The organism is Paenibacillus donghaensis (genome assembly GCF_002192415.1).
Taxonomy (GTDB): Bacteria; Bacillota; Bacilli; order Paenibacillales; family Paenibacillaceae; genus Paenibacillus_AQ; species Paenibacillus_AQ donghaensis.
Map to the genome: position 1 here is coordinate 8,202,064 of NZ_CP021780.1, position 15,146 is coordinate 8,217,209.

The window sequence follows — 15,146 nt, forward strand, 5'->3', positions numbered from 1 at the left end:
TACCTTGGAACAATTCAGACTGCCCAAAATAACGATGCCTAAGCTTGAGCTTCCGCAAGCCGTTCAGGAGGTGCTTGCCGAAGCTGAGGAGAAGCTGGCTCATCGTCCCAAGCTGCTGCAGCTGTTCAGGAACTGCTTTCCGAACACGCTCGAAACCACCACGAAATTGCTGGATGACGGGACTACCTTTGTCATTACCGGCGACATTCCGGCATCCTGGCTGCGCGATTCGGTGGAGCAGGTGATTCATTATGTGCCGCTTGCCGCCAAAGATCCTGAGCTGCAGCGTATCATCGGCGGGCTGATCAAACGCCATATTCAGTACATTCTCATCGATCCTTACGCCAATGCGTTTAATGAATCGGCCAATGACTGGCACTGGAATACAACCGATGTTACCGACATGTCTTCCTGGGTGTGGGAGCGGAAGTTTGAGATTGATTCCTTGTGTTTCGTGATTAGACTTGCCTACACCTACTGGAAAGAGACTGGACTTACCGACTTCTTCGATGCCGGGTTTAAGGCTGCGCTGCGGCGGATTACGGATCTGTTCAGAACAGAGCAGCGCCACTGGGAGCAGTCTCCTTACCGGTTCACCCGCAGCAACGGAATTCCGGAGGATTCCCTCCGCAACAGCGGGCTAGGCATGCCTGTGAATTATACCGGCATGATCTGGTCTGGCTTCCGCTCCAGTGATGACGCCTGTGATTTCCACTACAACATTCCCGGCAATATGTTTGCGGTTGTAGCCTTGCGCCAGATGCAGGAGTTTGCCGAGTGGGTCTTCCGCGATCTGGATTTCCTTGCCGAGCTGAAGGAGCTGGAGTTCGAGGTGGATCATGGCATTAAGCTGTACGGTATTTACCGCCATCCTGAATTCGGGCCAATCTATGCCTATGAGACGGATGGATACGGCAACTACTGCCTGATGGATGATGCCGGAACACCCGGGTTGATATCGATTCCCTATCTGGGTTATACCACTGCGGACGATCCGATTTACCAGAATACGAGAAGGTTTGCACTCAGCAAGGAGAATCCTTTCTATTATGAAGGAAAGGTTGCTTCAGGCATTGGCAGTCCGCATACCCCCCAGCATTATATCTGGCATATGGCCTTGTCCATGCAGGGCATCACGGCGCAGAGCGTGGAAGAGAAGCTGGAGCTGATTCAATTGCTGGAGAATACGGATGGCGGAACCGGGTTTATGCATGAAGGCTTCCATGCCGACGATCCCAATGTCTATACCCGCAGCTGGTTCGCCTGGTCGAACAGCCTGTTCTCGCAGCTGGTCTACCGGGCGATGAAGGAAGGGATTCTATGAGCCGCCGCCGCATGATCCTGTTCCATGACGTTTCGTTTCCGGGATTTCAGCCGATAGAGGAGAGCGCCGATGTTCTGGCGGCCGCCAGCTTAAGCAGATTCCCAGAAGCTGTAAACGCCGCCCAATTGGCGGAGGCGCTGGACGCCGGGGAGCCTGGCGGTGTGTTTATCAATCTACATGCTCCTTACTTTCCGAAGGCGGCCTGGCCTTCCATCATGGCCTATCTGCGCAGAGGCGGAGGATTGCTGAGCATCGGCGGAGCTCCCTTCAAATATCCGGTGCGGCAGGAGTCCGGCACCTGGAGGATTGAACCCGAGCAGACCGCCTATCACCGCCAGCTTCATATTCATGAGGCGCTGCGAGTGGATGGAAGACGGGTGCAGACCCTCACCGCCCTAGAGGATATTCCGCTGCTTCAAGGCCAAGAGCGGCTGCTGCAGGTAACGGACACGTGGAATCTGGTCCCCCATGTGACCAAAAGCAGTGACCTGCCGGAGCAGATGGGCTCCAGCGGTCCGATGGATACGCGGATTTATCCGCTGCTGAAGGGCATCTCGGCGGCAGGGCGCGAGGTGTCTGCTCCTGTTGTGCTCTGGGAGCATTACGGCGGACCTTTCGCCGGAGGGCGGTGGATTTTTGTCGGCCAACCTTTGGGAGAAGAATTCTGGAATAACGGCGGCTGGCCGGTATTGAGCGGCTGGGCTGCTTTTGCAGCCAAAGGGGTAACGGAGCTGTGGCTGAAGCCTAACTATGCCTGTTATGAACAGGGGGAACGTCCGGTACTCAGCCTCCAGACCCAGCGTCTAAGCCGATCCTTGCCTGGCGATAAGTCTGCTTGCTGGAGCCTTAGTCTGACCCTGCGCAAGGAAGGAGAGACGGCAGACTGCTTCAGCCAGGAGTGCCAGGCACAGGTCGGCCGTGAAATGAACATTCTGCGGATTCCCGTTACGGCAGAGCTGCACCCCGGCTTGTACCGGCTGGCCTGCACTGCGGTGGATGAGGATGGAGAACAGCGGGTGCTGCGTCAGGGCTTCTGGAGCCATGATGCCACCTTGCTGTCGCAAGGGACGCCAATTACCGCTGGCAGGGACTATTTCCTGAAAGACGGCCAGCCTTTTCCGGTCGTTGGCATGACCTATATGACTTCGGATGTGGCACGCAAATTTCTGTTTCTGCCGAATGCCGCTGTGTGGGACCGGGATATGGCACAGATGAAGCGGGCAGGCATCAACTGGATTCGGACCGGAATCTGGACCGCTTACCGCAATGTGATGCAGGTGGATGGGCATGCCTCTGAAGAGGTGATGCGGGCGATTGACGCCTTCCTCCTGACCGCCAAACGGCATGGGCTGCAGGTCACCTTCACCTTCTTCTCCTTTACTCCGGAGACGTGGGAAGGGAAGAATCCTTATCTTGATCCGCGCAGTGTGGAGGCGCAGAAACGGTTCATCCGCTCGATTGTCTCCCGCCATTGCCACACGACCCATGTCGATTGGGATCTGATCAACGAGCCTTCGCTGTTTGATCCTCCGCGTATCTTCTCGGACGGGCCAAGCACGGCACAAGACCTGTACGAGCAGCAGGCTTTTGCGGCCTGGCTGGAGGTGCGTCATGGTTCCATCGCTGTTCTTCAGGAACGCTGGAACATGACACCGCTGGAGCTGCCGGACTTCGCGGCGGCATTGCCGCCGGAGCAGCAGGAGATCAATTTCAGCGTGCAGGATGTGCATCAGGGCAAACGCGGGACCCGTTGGCTGGATTACTGCCTGTTCTCCATGGAGATGCACAACCGATGGGCTGCCGAGTTATCCGGCACGATTAAAGAGCTGTGTCCTGGGCATCTCGTTACGGTAGGACAGGATGAGGCACTTGGTGCCCAGCGCCCTTCGCCCTTCTTCTATGAGCAGGCGGTCGATTACACCACGGTGCACACCTGGTGGTTGAATGACAATCTGCTGTGGAGCGGCTTGTTCGCCAAAACAGCCAGCAAGCCCAATCTCATTCAGGAGACGGGAATCATGTACGTGGAAACGCCGGACGGACGGGCCAAACGCAGCGAGGAAGAGCTGCGTGCCATGCTCGAACGCAAGTATGCTTATGCTTTCGCCTCGGGCGGAGCCGGTGCAGTGCAGTGGATCTGGAACACGAATTATTACATGGATAATGCGAACGAGTCGCAGATTGGAGCGCTGCGGGCAGACGGCACCGAGAAGCCTGAAGCGGATGTCTCCTATGACTTCGGGCGCTTTATTGCCGAAAGCGGACATTTATTTGCCGGACGCAAGCTGGAGGATATCGCCGTCATTTTCCCGTATTCCAATGACTTCTCGAACCGGAAGCTGGCTTATGAGGCAACCACCCGCCTGACGCGTGTGCTATCCTATCAGCTTCACCTGCCACTGCGGGCTGTTTCCGAATACGGACTTGAGGTATTGAAGGCGCAGCCGCCGAAGCTGATTATTTTACCGAGTGCCCATAACCTGGATGATCAGGCGATGGAGACGTTGTTTAGCCTTGTGGAGCAGACAGGTACAGTATTGCTCGTCACCGGTTCGCTGGGCATCAACGCCTATTGGCAGCCTTCCAGCCGTCTGGATGTTCTACTGGGTAAGCGTGGGCAGCACAATGTGCGGCGGGAAGAGCGGCTTAATTTCGGCGGAAGAAGTTATGTTGTATCGTACGGACAACGGCGTATTGCTGAGCTGATCAAAGAAGTGCCTATTCCGGAGATCCCGGGGGATGCTACGGCGCAGCCTGTTCAGGGTGACTCCATTATCGAGGCTGCTGTAGGAAAAGGCCGCTTAATCTGGTGCCCGCTGCCCCTGGAGCTGAACGAACATGATGAGCCGATTGCCGAGCTGTACCGTTATGCGGCAGCAGCCGCCGGGGTGGAAACGGAGCTGGAATGGGTTGCCGGAGCGGATCTACCCGGAGTCTATGGCCGCAAGCTGAGCTTTGCGGAGGGAGCGGTTTATATTTTTGTCTCGGAGTATGCCTGGGATGCGGATATTGAAGTGAGGGATACAGCTACAGGACAGCATTACAGCTTCCAGCTGGAGCAGGAGCGTTCCGTATTATTTGCGGTAGACCAGGAAGGGCAACTGTTGTCCGTGTACAGGCCGGAAGAGGTTGCCGTCTCATTGATTTAGTTGCAAATACGGTTACTACTTAGGACCCTGCGACACTCCAAGCCCTTGAACTAGGTAACCTGCATTCTAGCGGACCGTATAGCCCCTATTTCCTCCTATCAGCGATCTTTTGAAGTCTTACGGACCGTATAGCCCCTAAGTCGTCAAAACAGGCTCAAAAGCGAGGGTTTTCTGTGATATAGAGGCTCCTGGGTCCGTTAATCCTGCAAAACGGCCTATGTACAGCAAATAGAGGCTCCTGAGTCCGCAACCGTCTGAAATCGAAGCGAGGGTTCCGAGCGAAGAGGGCTTTTACCGCTAATCACGCACCATCTGCTCTACAATAGCCTCCACGGACGATTTAGCGGTAACCCCATATACGATAGCAACGTAACATTAGCCGGGGATTAGCGGTAGTTTGTCCCCATAGCCACCTAAAGATTACTCTTTAGTAGTTGAAACGTATATTAGAGGGCATTCGGCCTTAAGAAGTAACAGATGAACTTAATAACAGGGGAGAGATTGGGTTCATGACTAGGTTGAAAAAAGCACATATTGTTTCCCACACCCACTGGGACCGTGAATGGTATCTGCCTTATGAGAAACATCATGTCCGGCTTGTTGAACTGGTGGATGTTCTGCTGGATAAATTGGACAGCGATACGGCTTATCGCAGCTTCTATCTAGATGGCCAGACTATTATATTGGAGGATTATCTTAAGGTGCGCCCGGAGCGGAGGGATAAGCTGGAGCATTATATCCGCACCGGGAGAATCCTGATCGGTCCGTGGTATATTCTGCAGGATGCCTTCCTCACGAGCAGCGAAGCCAATGTGCGCAATATGCAGATCGGCCGTCAGGATGCGCTCAGATATGGGGAGCCTGCTCCGATCGGCTATTTTCCCGATACCTTCGGACTGGCCGGGCAGACTCCACAGCTGATGATGCAGTCCGGAATAACCAATGCTTTCTTCGGAAGAGGGGTTAAACCGACAGGGTTCAACAATACGGTATCCGACGGCGGGTACGAGTCATCGTTCTCCGAATTGATCTGGGAAGGTCCGGACGGCTCGCGCATTCTCGGTATCTTATTTGCCAATTGGTACTCCAATGGCAATGAGATTCCGGCAGATGAGACTGCTGCACGTGAATTCTGGGACCGCAAGCTGGCTGATGCAGAGAAATATGCTTCGACCGGCGAACTGCTGTTCATGAACGGCTGCGATCATCAGCCGATTCAGCTCGACCTGCCGGAAGCTATCCGCCAGGCACAGACGCTGTATCCTAATGTGGAGTTTATTCATTCGAACTTCCCTGACTATCTGGCTGCATTGGAAGCAGACCTGCGGGAACGCGAAACTTCCGGGAAGCCGGGGCTCTCAACTGTAAGCGGGGAGCTGCGCAGCCAGCGCACGGATGGCTGGGGCACGCTGGTGAATACGGCTTCCGCCCGTGTCTATTTGAAGCAGATGAACCAGCGGGGACAGGCTATGCTTGAGAAGGTAGCGGAACCCTTGGCGGCACTTGCGAGTCTTGCCGGCAGAAGCTACCCACATCACCTCTTTACCTATGCCTGGAAGACCTTGATGCAGAACCATCCGCATGACAGCATCTGCGGGTGCAGTGTGGATGAGGTTCACCGGGAGATGGTCACCCGCTTTGACAAAAGCCGCCATGTAGCCGAAAGCATTGCCGAGGACAGCGCCAGATTTCTGGCTGAAGCGGTGGACACGTTGGCTTTTGCTCCATTCGGCACAGAGGCGATACCGTTTGTGGTTACGAACACAACAGGCTGGAGCCGCACAGGTGCGGTGAGTATTGAGCTGGAGGTTGCCCGTTTATATTTACGTGAAGGCTTCTCTCTCGAAGAGACTGCCCGGAGAATGCAGGAGACTTCTCTGGACGGGCGTCTGCTGGTGGATGAACACGGAAACAGCATGGCTTGCAGTGCCCAGGATTTGGGGCTTCAGTTCGGCTACGATCTGCCGGATAACCAGTTCCGCCAGTCCTATATGTGCCGCAAGGTAAAGCTGGCTTTTGAAGCGTCTAACATACCCGCGCTTGGACTTCGTACTTATGCCTGGGTACAGGCATCCGGCGCAGCTCCTGATCCAGGATCATTACTAAGGGGAGACCGTGTGCTGGAGAACGATTCGCTTAGAATAGAAATTTCCGATGACGGGTCTTTCGACCTGTTGGATAAGCGCAATGGAATCTCTTACAACGGGCTGGGGGTCTACGAAGATACAGGCGATATCGGCAATGAATATATGTACAGACAGCCAGACGGTGAGGTTGCACGGACTACCATGGGGGAGACTGCCAGCATTTCTGTATTCGAAAATACTCCATTCCGTGCTGTTATAGAAATTAAGCATGAGTGGGAGATCCCTGCATCAGCAGATGAACGGCTGGACGCTGAACAGCGTGCATTGGTCTATTACCCGGAACGCAAGGCACAGCGCAGTAAGAATACCGTGCTGTTGAAGCTGCGTACGCTGCTTACGCTGGAAAGGGAAGGCCCAGGACTGTCTATCGAGTCCACGCTGGATAATCAGGCCAAGGATCACCGGATTCGGATGCTGTTCCCAACCGGTATAAAGAGCGGCAGTCATCATGTGGATTCGATGTTTGAGATCGCAGAGCGGGACAATATTCCGCCTCCCGAATGGCTTAATCCCAGCTATACTCAGCATCAGCAGGCGTTTGTTGATATTAGCAATGACGTGTCCGGCCTTACTGTGGCCAATCTTGGGCTGAATGAGTATGAGGTGCTGCGCGATGGGCGTAATACGATAGCTGTAACCCTGCTGCGTAGTGTGGGCGAGCTTGGAGACTGGGGTTGGTTCCCGACACCGGAAGCCCAGTGTCTAGGTGAACACAGTGTTCAACTGAAGCTGATTCCGCATAACGGCGATGGGGTGCTCTCCGGCGCTTATGCCGAGGCTTACCAGTTCCAGGTTCCCTGGACCGTTCAGCAGACCGGGATTCATGAGGGTACGCTCAGTTCAGGTCGTAGCCCTTTCATGTGGGAATGTCCGCAAGCTGCATTTTCCTCAATGAAAATAAATGAGAAGACCGGAGACCTGATGCTGCGCTGGTATAATATGCGGCCATTACCCGGAGAGCTACAGCTTAATCTAAAGCTTCCACATGCTTCGATATACAAGACAACCATTCTTGAAGAGCCTATGCCGGGTTTAGACAACACGGGGGAGGGCAGATATTCGTTGCTGCTCGGTTCGTGTGAAATTGCTACGTATGGAGTAAGCTTGGGGGAATGACCGTATTATTCTGGGCTTAAGCTAATGTGAGCAGGTATGGACTCAGGTTGTTAGTAGGAGGTAGCACAGGTGCCTTGGTTAAGAACCGTGGTACCTGTGCTGCTTATCTTATATAGAAGAAAGTGTTGAGTAGAAACAAGTTGAAATCTGTTTTCAAGAAAAAGCTTGCAATCCAAATCTGCACATGGTATATTCTTATTCCGGCCAAGAAAGCTAAGTGCTTCGCTCGAAAAGAACTTGAAAAAAAGAGCTTGCATTACACGGTTGGATATGATATATTATAAGAGTTGCTGGTGACGCAAACATCACTGACAACGAGGACTTGATCTTTGAAAACTGAACAACGAGTGAGTGGGATTTTACGAAAGTAAAATCCAAAAGAAGATGAGTTTCACGCAAGTGGAGTTTGTCGGTAGAGAATGCAAATTCTCGTCAGATGTTTCAAATTGAGCATATCGCTCTTTCTAATACTTTATCGGATCTATCCGATAAAACCAATTTGGAGAGTTTGATCCTGGCTCAGGACGAACGCTGGCGGCATGCCTAATACATGCAAGTCGAGCGGAGTTCAATCGGAAGCTTGCTTCCGATTGGATTCAGCGGCGGACGGGTGAGTAACACGTAGGCAACCTGCCCCTTAGCCTGGGATAACTACCGGAAACGGTAGCTAATACCGGATAATTCCTTGGTTCTCCTGAACCGAGGATGAAAGGCGGAGCAATCTGCCCTTAAGGGATGGGCCTGCGGCGCATTAGCTAGTTGGTGAGGTAACGGCTCACCAAGGCGACGATGCGTAGCCGACCTGAGAGGGTGAACGGCCACACTGGGACTGAGACACGGCCCAGACTCCTACGGGAGGCAGCAGTAGGGAATCTTCCGCAATGGGCGAAAGCCTGACGGAGCAATGCCGCGTGAGTGATGAAGGTTTTCGGATCGTAAAGCTCTGTTGCCAGGGAAGAACGTCCGGTAGAGTAACTGCTATCGGAGTGACGGTACCTGAGAAGAAAGCCCCGGCTAACTACGTGCCAGCAGCCGCGGTAATACGTAGGGGGCAAGCGTTGTCCGGAATTATTGGGCGTAAAGCGCGCGCAGGCGGCTATTTAAGTCTGGTGTTTAAACCTTGGGCTCAACCTAAGGTCGCACTGGAAACTGGGTGGCTTGAGTACAGAAGAGGAAAGTGGAATTCCACGTGTAGCGGTGAAATGCGTAGATATGTGGAGGAACACCAGTGGCGAAGGCGACTTTCTGGGCTGTAACTGACGCTGAGGCGCGAAAGCGTGGGGAGCAAACAGGATTAGATACCCTGGTAGTCCACGCCGTAAACGATGAGTGCTAGGTGTTAGGGGTTTCGATACCCTTGGTGCCGAAGTTAACACAGTAAGCACTCCGCCTGGGGAGTACGGTCGCAAGACTGAAACTCAAAGGAATTGACGGGGACCCGCACAAGCAGTGGAGTATGTGGTTTAATTCGAAGCAACGCGAAGAACCTTACCAGGTCTTGACATCCCTCTGAATCTGCTAGAGATAGCAGCGGCCTTCGGGACAGAGGAGACAGGTGGTGCATGGTTGTCGTCAGCTCGTGTCGTGAGATGTTGGGTTAAGTCCCGCAACGAGCGCAACCCTTATGCTTAGTTGCCAGCACGTGATGGTGGGCACTCTAAGCAGACTGCCGGTGACAAACCGGAGGAAGGTGGGGATGACGTCAAATCATCATGCCCCTTATGACCTGGGCTACACACGTACTACAATGGCCGGTACAAAGGGCTGCGAAACCGCGAGGTGGAGCGAATCCCAACAAAGCCGGTCTCAGTTCGGATTGCAGGCTGCAACTCGCCTGCATGAAGTCGGAATTGCTAGTAATCGCGGATCAGCATGCCGCGGTGAATACGTTCCCGGGTCTTGTACACACCGCCCGTCACACCACGAGAGTTTACAACACCCGAAGTCGGTGGGGTAACCCGCAAGGGAGCCAGCCGCCGAAGGTGGGGTAGATAATTGGGGTGAAGTCGTAACAAGGTAGCCGTATCGGAAGGTGCGGCTGGATCACCTCCTTTCTATGGAGAATCGTTTCCTGAGACGGAAACATTCGAACAGAAGCGTAAGCTTCTATAGAACCTTCGGGTTCAACACACTCACTCGTTGCTCAGTTTTGAGAGTTTAAGCTCTCAAAAAAGTATCATTTCCAGAACTTGCTTGTAGCCAAGTGGTTACGGAAAATGATATGATCTTCTTCCGGGATTAAAGCCGGAGCAAGAACAACTTGATCCTTGAAAACTGGATACCGAAACGAATTTGCGTTTTAGAACATCTTTTAACTGAAGCTTGCGTAAGCAAGTGGACGTGCATTAGATGCTGCTAGCGAAGATTTTGGATGATGAAGCGACCTTTGGCTTTGAATGTGTTAGTGAGTGGAGCAATCCGCGAGCGGCATTCAAAACAAGATGAGCAAATCAGCCAAACATCGTAGCGCTGGTTAAGCTAATAAGAGCACACGGAGGATGCCTAGGCGCCAGGAGCCGACGAAGGACGTGGCGAACAACGAAACTGCCTCGGGGAGCTGTAAGCAAGCTTTGATCCGGGGGTGTCCGAATGGGGAAACCCAGCTGTGGTAATTCGCAGTTACTCCTCTCTGAATACATAGGAGAGGTAGAGGCAGACCAGGGGAACTGAAACATCTAAGTACCCTGAGGAAGAGAAAACAATAGTGATTCCGTCAGTAGCGGCGAGCGAACGCGGAACAGCCTAAACCTAAGAGCTTGCTCTTAGGGGTTGTGGGACGTCTCACATGGAGTTACAAAGGAATATGGTAGGCGAAGAGGTCTGGAAAGACCCGCGATAGAGGTAAAAGCCCTGTAGCCTAAACTGTATTCTCTCCGAGACGGATCCCGAGTAGTGCGGGGCACGTGAAACCCCGTATGAATCCAGCAGGACCATCTGCTAAGGCTAAATACTACCTGGCGACCGATAGTGAAACAGTACCGTGAGGGAAAGGTGAAAAGCACCCCGGAAGGGGAGTGAAATAGAACCTGAAACCGTGTGCTTACAAAAAGTCAGAGCCCGTTTTAGGGGTGATGGCGTGCCTTTTGTAGAATGAACCGGCGAGTTACGTTTACCATGCAAGGTTAAGGTGAGAAGCCGGAGCCGCAGCGAAAGCGAGTCTGAATAGGGCGATTTGAGTATGGGGGCGTAGACCCGAAACCGTGTGATCTACCCCTGTCCAGGGTGAAGGTGCGGTAACACGCACTGGAGGCCCGAACCCACGCATGTTGAAAAATGCGGGGATGAGGTGGGGGTAGCGGAGAAATTCCAATCGAACTCGGAGATAGCTGGTTCTCCCCGAAATAGCTTTAGGGCTAGCCTCGGTATAAGAATAGTGGAGGTAGAGCACTGATTGGGTGCGGGGCCCGCAAGGGTTACCAAGCTCAGTCAAACTCCGAATGCCACATATTTATTGCCGGGAGTCAGACAGTGAGTGCTAAGATCCATTGTCGAAAGGGAAACAGCCCAGACCATCAGCTAAGGTCCCCAAGTGTGTGTTAAGTGGGAAAGGATGTGGAGTTGCACAGACAACCAGGATGTTGGCTTAGAAGCAGCCACCATTGAAAGAGTGCGTAATAGCTCACTGGTCGAGTGACTCTGCGCCGAAAATGTAACGGGGCTAAACACACCACCGAAGCTATGGCTAGGATCGACTTCACTGCTTCTTTGAGCGGTGTTTATCAGAAATAGACATGTATGCCTGAAATCATCCTGGAAGGGATGAAGGCTATATGTTCTACAGGGGATAAACACATTTCGAAGCTGGAGTGAAGTCGATCCTGGGGTAGGGGAGCGTTGTATATACGTTGAAGGTATACCGTGAGGAGTGCTGGAGCGTATACAAGTGAGAATGCCGGTATGAGTAACGAAAAGATCAGTGAGAATCTGATCCGCCGAAAGCCCAAGGTTTCCTGAGGAAGGCTCGTCCGCTCAGGGTAAGTCGGGACCTAAGGCGAGGCCGAAAGGCGTAGTCGAAGGACAACAGTTTGAAATTACTGTACCACCGTAATCCGCTATGAGCGATGGGGTGACGCAGGAGGGTAGTGACGCGGACTGATGGATGTGTCCGTCTAAGCAGTGAGGCTGATGTGTAGGCAAATCCGCACATCGTGAAGGCTGGGCTGTGATGGGGAGCGAAAATGTTAGTAGCGAAGGTCATGATCTCACACTGCCAAGAAAAGCCTCTAGCCAGGAGAAGGTGCCCGTACCGCAAACCGACACAGGTAGGCGAGAAGAGAATTCTAAGGCGCGCGGAAGAACTCTCGTTAAGGAACTCGGCAAAATGACCTCGTAACTTCGGGAGAAGAGGTGCCTCGGTAGGGTGAATAGCCCGAGGGGGCCGCAGTGAAAAGGCCCAAGCGACTGTTTAGCAAAAACACAGGTCTGTGCGAAGCCGTAAGGCGAAGTATACGGGCTGACGCCTGCCCGGTGCTGGAAGGTTAAGGGGAGCGGTTAGGAGCAATCCGAAGCTGTGAACCGAAGCCCCAGTAAACGGCGGCCGTAACTATAACGGTCCTAAGGTAGCGAAATTCCTTGTCAGGTAAATTCTGACCCGCACGAATGGCGTAACGACTTGGGCGCTGTCTCAACGAGAGATCCGGTGAAATTTTAATACCTGTGAAGATGCAGGTTACCCGCGACAAGACGGAAAGACCCCATGGAGCTTTACTGCAGCTTGATATTGAATTTGGGTACGATCTGTACAGGATAGGTGGGAGCCAGAGAAGCAGGAGCGCAAGCTTCTGCAGAGGCGCCGTTGGGATACCACCCTGATCGTATCTAGGTTCTAACCTAGTGCCCTAATCGGGTACGGGGACCGTGTCAGGCGGGCAGTTTGACTGGGGCGGTCGCCTCCTAAAGAGTAACGGAGGCGTTCCAAGGTTCCCTCAGAATGGTTGGAAATCATTCGCAGAGTGCAAAGGCATAAGGGAGCTTGACTGCGAGACCTACAAGTCGAGCAGGGACGAAAGTCGGACTTAGTGATCCGGTGGTACCGCATGGAAGGGCCATCGCTCAACGGATAAAAGCTACCCTGGGGATAACAGGCTTATCTCCCCCAAGAGTCCACATCGACGGGGAGGTTTGGCACCTCGATGTCGGCTCATCGCATCCTGGGGCTGAAGTAGGTCCCAAGGGTTGGGCTGTTCGCCCATTAAAGCGGTACGCGAGCTGGGTTCAGAACGTCGTGAGACAGTTCGGTCCCTATCTGTCGTGGGCGCAGGAAATTTGAGAGGAGCTGTCCTTAGTACGAGAGGACCGGGATGGACGTACCGCTGGTGCACCAGTTGTTCCGCCAGGAGCATGGCTGGGTAGCTACGTACGGACGGGATAAGCGCTGAAAGCATCTAAGCGTGAAGCCCCCCTCAAGATGAGATTTCCCAATTAGTAAGACCCCTTGAAGACGACGAGGTAGATAGGTTGGAGGTGGAAGTGCAGCAATGCATGGAGCTGACCAATACTAATCGGTCGAGGGCTTATCCACAATCTTAAAACGCAGATTTGTTTCGGATTCAGTTTTCAGGAATTAAGTTTCCTGAAGCATTTACGCTGTAAATGCCCGTTTGGTGGCGATAGCGGAGGGGTTCCACGCGTACCCATCCCGAACACGACCGTTAAGCCCTCCAGCGCCGATGGTACTTGGACCGAAGGGTCCTGGGAGAGTAGGACGTCGCCAAGCGGACAACCACATTACGTGTGGTATTTTTTTTGCCCTTAATCTATGCATACATAGAAGGGCCCTTAGCTCAGCTGGTTAGAGCGCACCCCTGATAAGGGTGAGGTCGGTGGTTCGAGTCCACTAGGGCCCACCATTTTCCCTGATAGCTCAGTTGGTAGAGCACTCGACTGTTAATCGAGTTGTCACAGGTTCGAGTCCTGTTCGGGGAGCCATTTATGGAGAGGTGTCCGAGTTTGGTCGAAGGAGCACGATTGGAAATCGTGTAGGCGCCACAAGCGTCTCAAGGGTTCGAATCCCTTTCTCTCCGCCATGAATATTTTGTTTGTCTTAAGTGAGGCCCGTTGGTCAAGGGGTTAAGACACCTCCCTTTCACGGAGGTAACATGGGTTCGAATCCCATACGGGTCATATGGAGGCTTAGCTCAGCTGGGAGAGCATCTGCCTTACAAGCAGAGGGTCGGGGGTTCGATCCCCTCAGCCTCCACCATGATAATTTTATAAGATAGTATTTACAATGACGCGGGGTGGAGCAGCCCGGTAGCTCGTCGGGCTCATAACCCGAAGGCCGCAGGTTCAAATCCTGCCCCCGCAACCAATTTACTATCAAGCAAGACAACATGAAACAACGGTAAAGTGAAGGTATATCCTTTACTAACTGCAGCAGGATGAAGGGTTAAATACCTGGGAATCCGGCATACTATTACTGACGCGGGGTGGAGCAGCCCGGTAGCTCGTCGGGCTCATAACCCGAAGGCCGCAGGTTCAAATCCTGCCCCCGCAATATATGGAACCGTGGTGTAGTTGGCCTAACATGCCTGCCTGTCACGCAGGAGATCGCGGGTTCGAATCCCGTCGGTTCCGCCATCTATATAACTTCAGGGATGAGAACTCATAAGCTGGGTTCGTTGGAGCATAAGCTTCGTTAGCATTACATCGCAATCTCGTCACGTAGTGAAGAGTATCCCGTCGGTTCCGCCATTTATATAACTTCAGGGATGAGAAGTTAAAAAAGTTGTTTTACTTCCTGTTGGGGATTAGCCAAGCGGTAAGGCAACGGACTTTGACTCCGTCATGCATAGGTTCAAATCCTATATCCCCAGCCATTTAATGAGAGCCATTAGCTCAGCTGGTAGAGCACCTGACTTTTAATCAGGGTGTCGAAGGTTCGAATCCTTCATGGCTCACCATATTTTTGTAAAGTGTGCGCGTGTGGCGGAATTGGCAGACGCACTAGACTTAGGATCTAGCGTTTATGACGTGGGGGTTCAAGTCCCTCCACGCGCACCATGATTTTGCGGACGTGGCTCAGCGGTAGAGCATCGCCTTGCCAAGGCGAGGGTCGCGGGTTCGATTCCCGTCGTCCGCTCCAAATAGATTTTGCGCCCTTAGCTCAGCTGGATAGAGCGTTTGACTACGAATCAAAAGGCCGGGAGTTCGAATCTCTCAGGGCGCGCCATTTTTAATGAAGCAATTATAGGATTACGGGATGTAGCTCAGCTTGGTAGAGCACCTGGTTTGGGACCAGGGGGTCGCATGTTCAAATCGTGTCATCCCGATATTTCACACCTGTGCGGGTGTAGTTCAATGGTAGAACTTCAGCCTTCCAAGCTGATAGCGTGGGTTCGATTCCCATCACCCGCTTAATGAATGAGAGAAGCAGCCTTAATTGGCTGCTTTTTTTTTGCGTTCTTCCTT

The 15,146-nt window shown here is 53.1% G+C and carries 3 protein-coding genes, 15 tRNA genes and 3 rRNA genes; all 21 read left to right on the forward strand.

Annotated features, from left to right (window positions below):
* Nucleotides 1–4 precede the first annotated feature (4 nt).
* The 21 genes from B9T62_RS37095 to B9T62_RS37195 all read left to right on the forward strand — a co-directional run bounded on the left by B9T62_RS37095 (nt 5) and on the right by B9T62_RS37195 (nt 15,092).
* Nucleotides 5–1,324 (forward strand): glycoside hydrolase family 125 protein, encoded by a 1,320-nt coding sequence (locus B9T62_RS37095; RefSeq protein ID WP_087919837.1) that lies wholly within the window; start codon nt 5–7, stop codon nt 1,322–1,324.
* Nucleotides 1,321–4,473: a glycoside hydrolase 5 family protein gene (locus B9T62_RS37100; RefSeq protein WP_087919838.1), complete on the forward strand. Its 3,153-nt coding sequence runs from the start codon at nt 1,321–1,323 to the stop codon at nt 4,471–4,473. The genes B9T62_RS37095 and B9T62_RS37100 overlap by 4 nt, the downstream gene beginning before the upstream one ends.
* Nucleotides 4,474–4,982: 509 nt before the next feature.
* Entirely contained in the window at nt 4,983–7,736 is a 2,754-nt protein-coding gene (locus tag B9T62_RS37105; protein ID WP_087919839.1) for an alpha-mannosidase, read from the forward strand.
* A gap of 496 nt (nt 7,737–8,232) precedes the next feature.
* Nucleotides 8,233–9,790, forward strand: a 16S ribosomal RNA gene (locus B9T62_RS37110).
* A 417-nt stretch (nt 9,791–10,207) separates the two neighbouring features.
* Nucleotides 10,208–13,257: ribosomal RNA gene (locus tag B9T62_RS37115) — 23S ribosomal RNA — on the forward strand.
* A gap of 78 nt (nt 13,258–13,335) precedes the next feature.
* Nucleotides 13,336–13,452, forward strand: a 5S ribosomal RNA gene (gene rrf, locus B9T62_RS37120).
* The 16S, 23S and 5S rRNA genes sit together here with 15 tRNA genes alongside, the layout of an rRNA operon.
* Before the next feature lie 56 nt (nt 13,453–13,508).
* A tRNA-Ile gene (locus B9T62_RS37125) sits at nt 13,509–13,585 on the forward strand.
* A gap of 3 nt (nt 13,586–13,588) precedes the next feature.
* Nucleotides 13,589–13,664: transfer RNA gene (locus B9T62_RS37130), tRNA-Asn, on the forward strand.
* 5 nt (nt 13,665–13,669) lie between these two features.
* Nucleotides 13,670–13,762 (forward strand) — tRNA-Ser (locus tag B9T62_RS37135).
* A gap of 25 nt (nt 13,763–13,787) precedes the next feature.
* Nucleotides 13,788–13,859 (forward strand) — tRNA-Glu (locus B9T62_RS37140).
* A gap of 3 nt (nt 13,860–13,862) precedes the next feature.
* Nucleotides 13,863–13,938: transfer RNA gene (locus tag B9T62_RS37145), tRNA-Val, on the forward strand.
* Nucleotides 13,939–13,969: 31 nt separating this feature from the next.
* Nucleotides 13,970–14,046: transfer RNA gene (locus tag B9T62_RS37150), tRNA-Met, on the forward strand.
* A gap of 112 nt (nt 14,047–14,158) precedes the next feature.
* A tRNA-Met gene (locus tag B9T62_RS37155) sits at nt 14,159–14,232 on the forward strand.
* A 5-nt stretch (nt 14,233–14,237) separates the two neighbouring features.
* Nucleotides 14,238–14,315: transfer RNA gene (locus B9T62_RS37160), tRNA-Asp, on the forward strand.
* A 164-nt stretch (nt 14,316–14,479) separates the two neighbouring features.
* Nucleotides 14,480–14,554 (forward strand) — tRNA-Gln (locus B9T62_RS37165).
* An 8-nt stretch (nt 14,555–14,562) separates the two neighbouring features.
* A tRNA-Lys gene (locus B9T62_RS37170) sits at nt 14,563–14,638 on the forward strand.
* A 16-nt stretch (nt 14,639–14,654) separates the two neighbouring features.
* Nucleotides 14,655–14,738: transfer RNA gene (locus tag B9T62_RS37175), tRNA-Leu, on the forward strand.
* A gap of 7 nt (nt 14,739–14,745) precedes the next feature.
* Nucleotides 14,746–14,820: transfer RNA gene (locus B9T62_RS37180), tRNA-Gly, on the forward strand.
* A gap of 10 nt (nt 14,821–14,830) precedes the next feature.
* Nucleotides 14,831–14,907: transfer RNA gene (locus B9T62_RS37185), tRNA-Arg, on the forward strand.
* Between the two features lie 26 nt (nt 14,908–14,933).
* Nucleotides 14,934–15,007 (forward strand) — tRNA-Pro (locus tag B9T62_RS37190).
* Nucleotides 15,008–15,021: 14 nt separating this feature from the next.
* Nucleotides 15,022–15,092, forward strand: a tRNA-Gly gene (locus tag B9T62_RS37195).
* Nucleotides 15,093–15,146 lie beyond the last annotated feature (54 nt).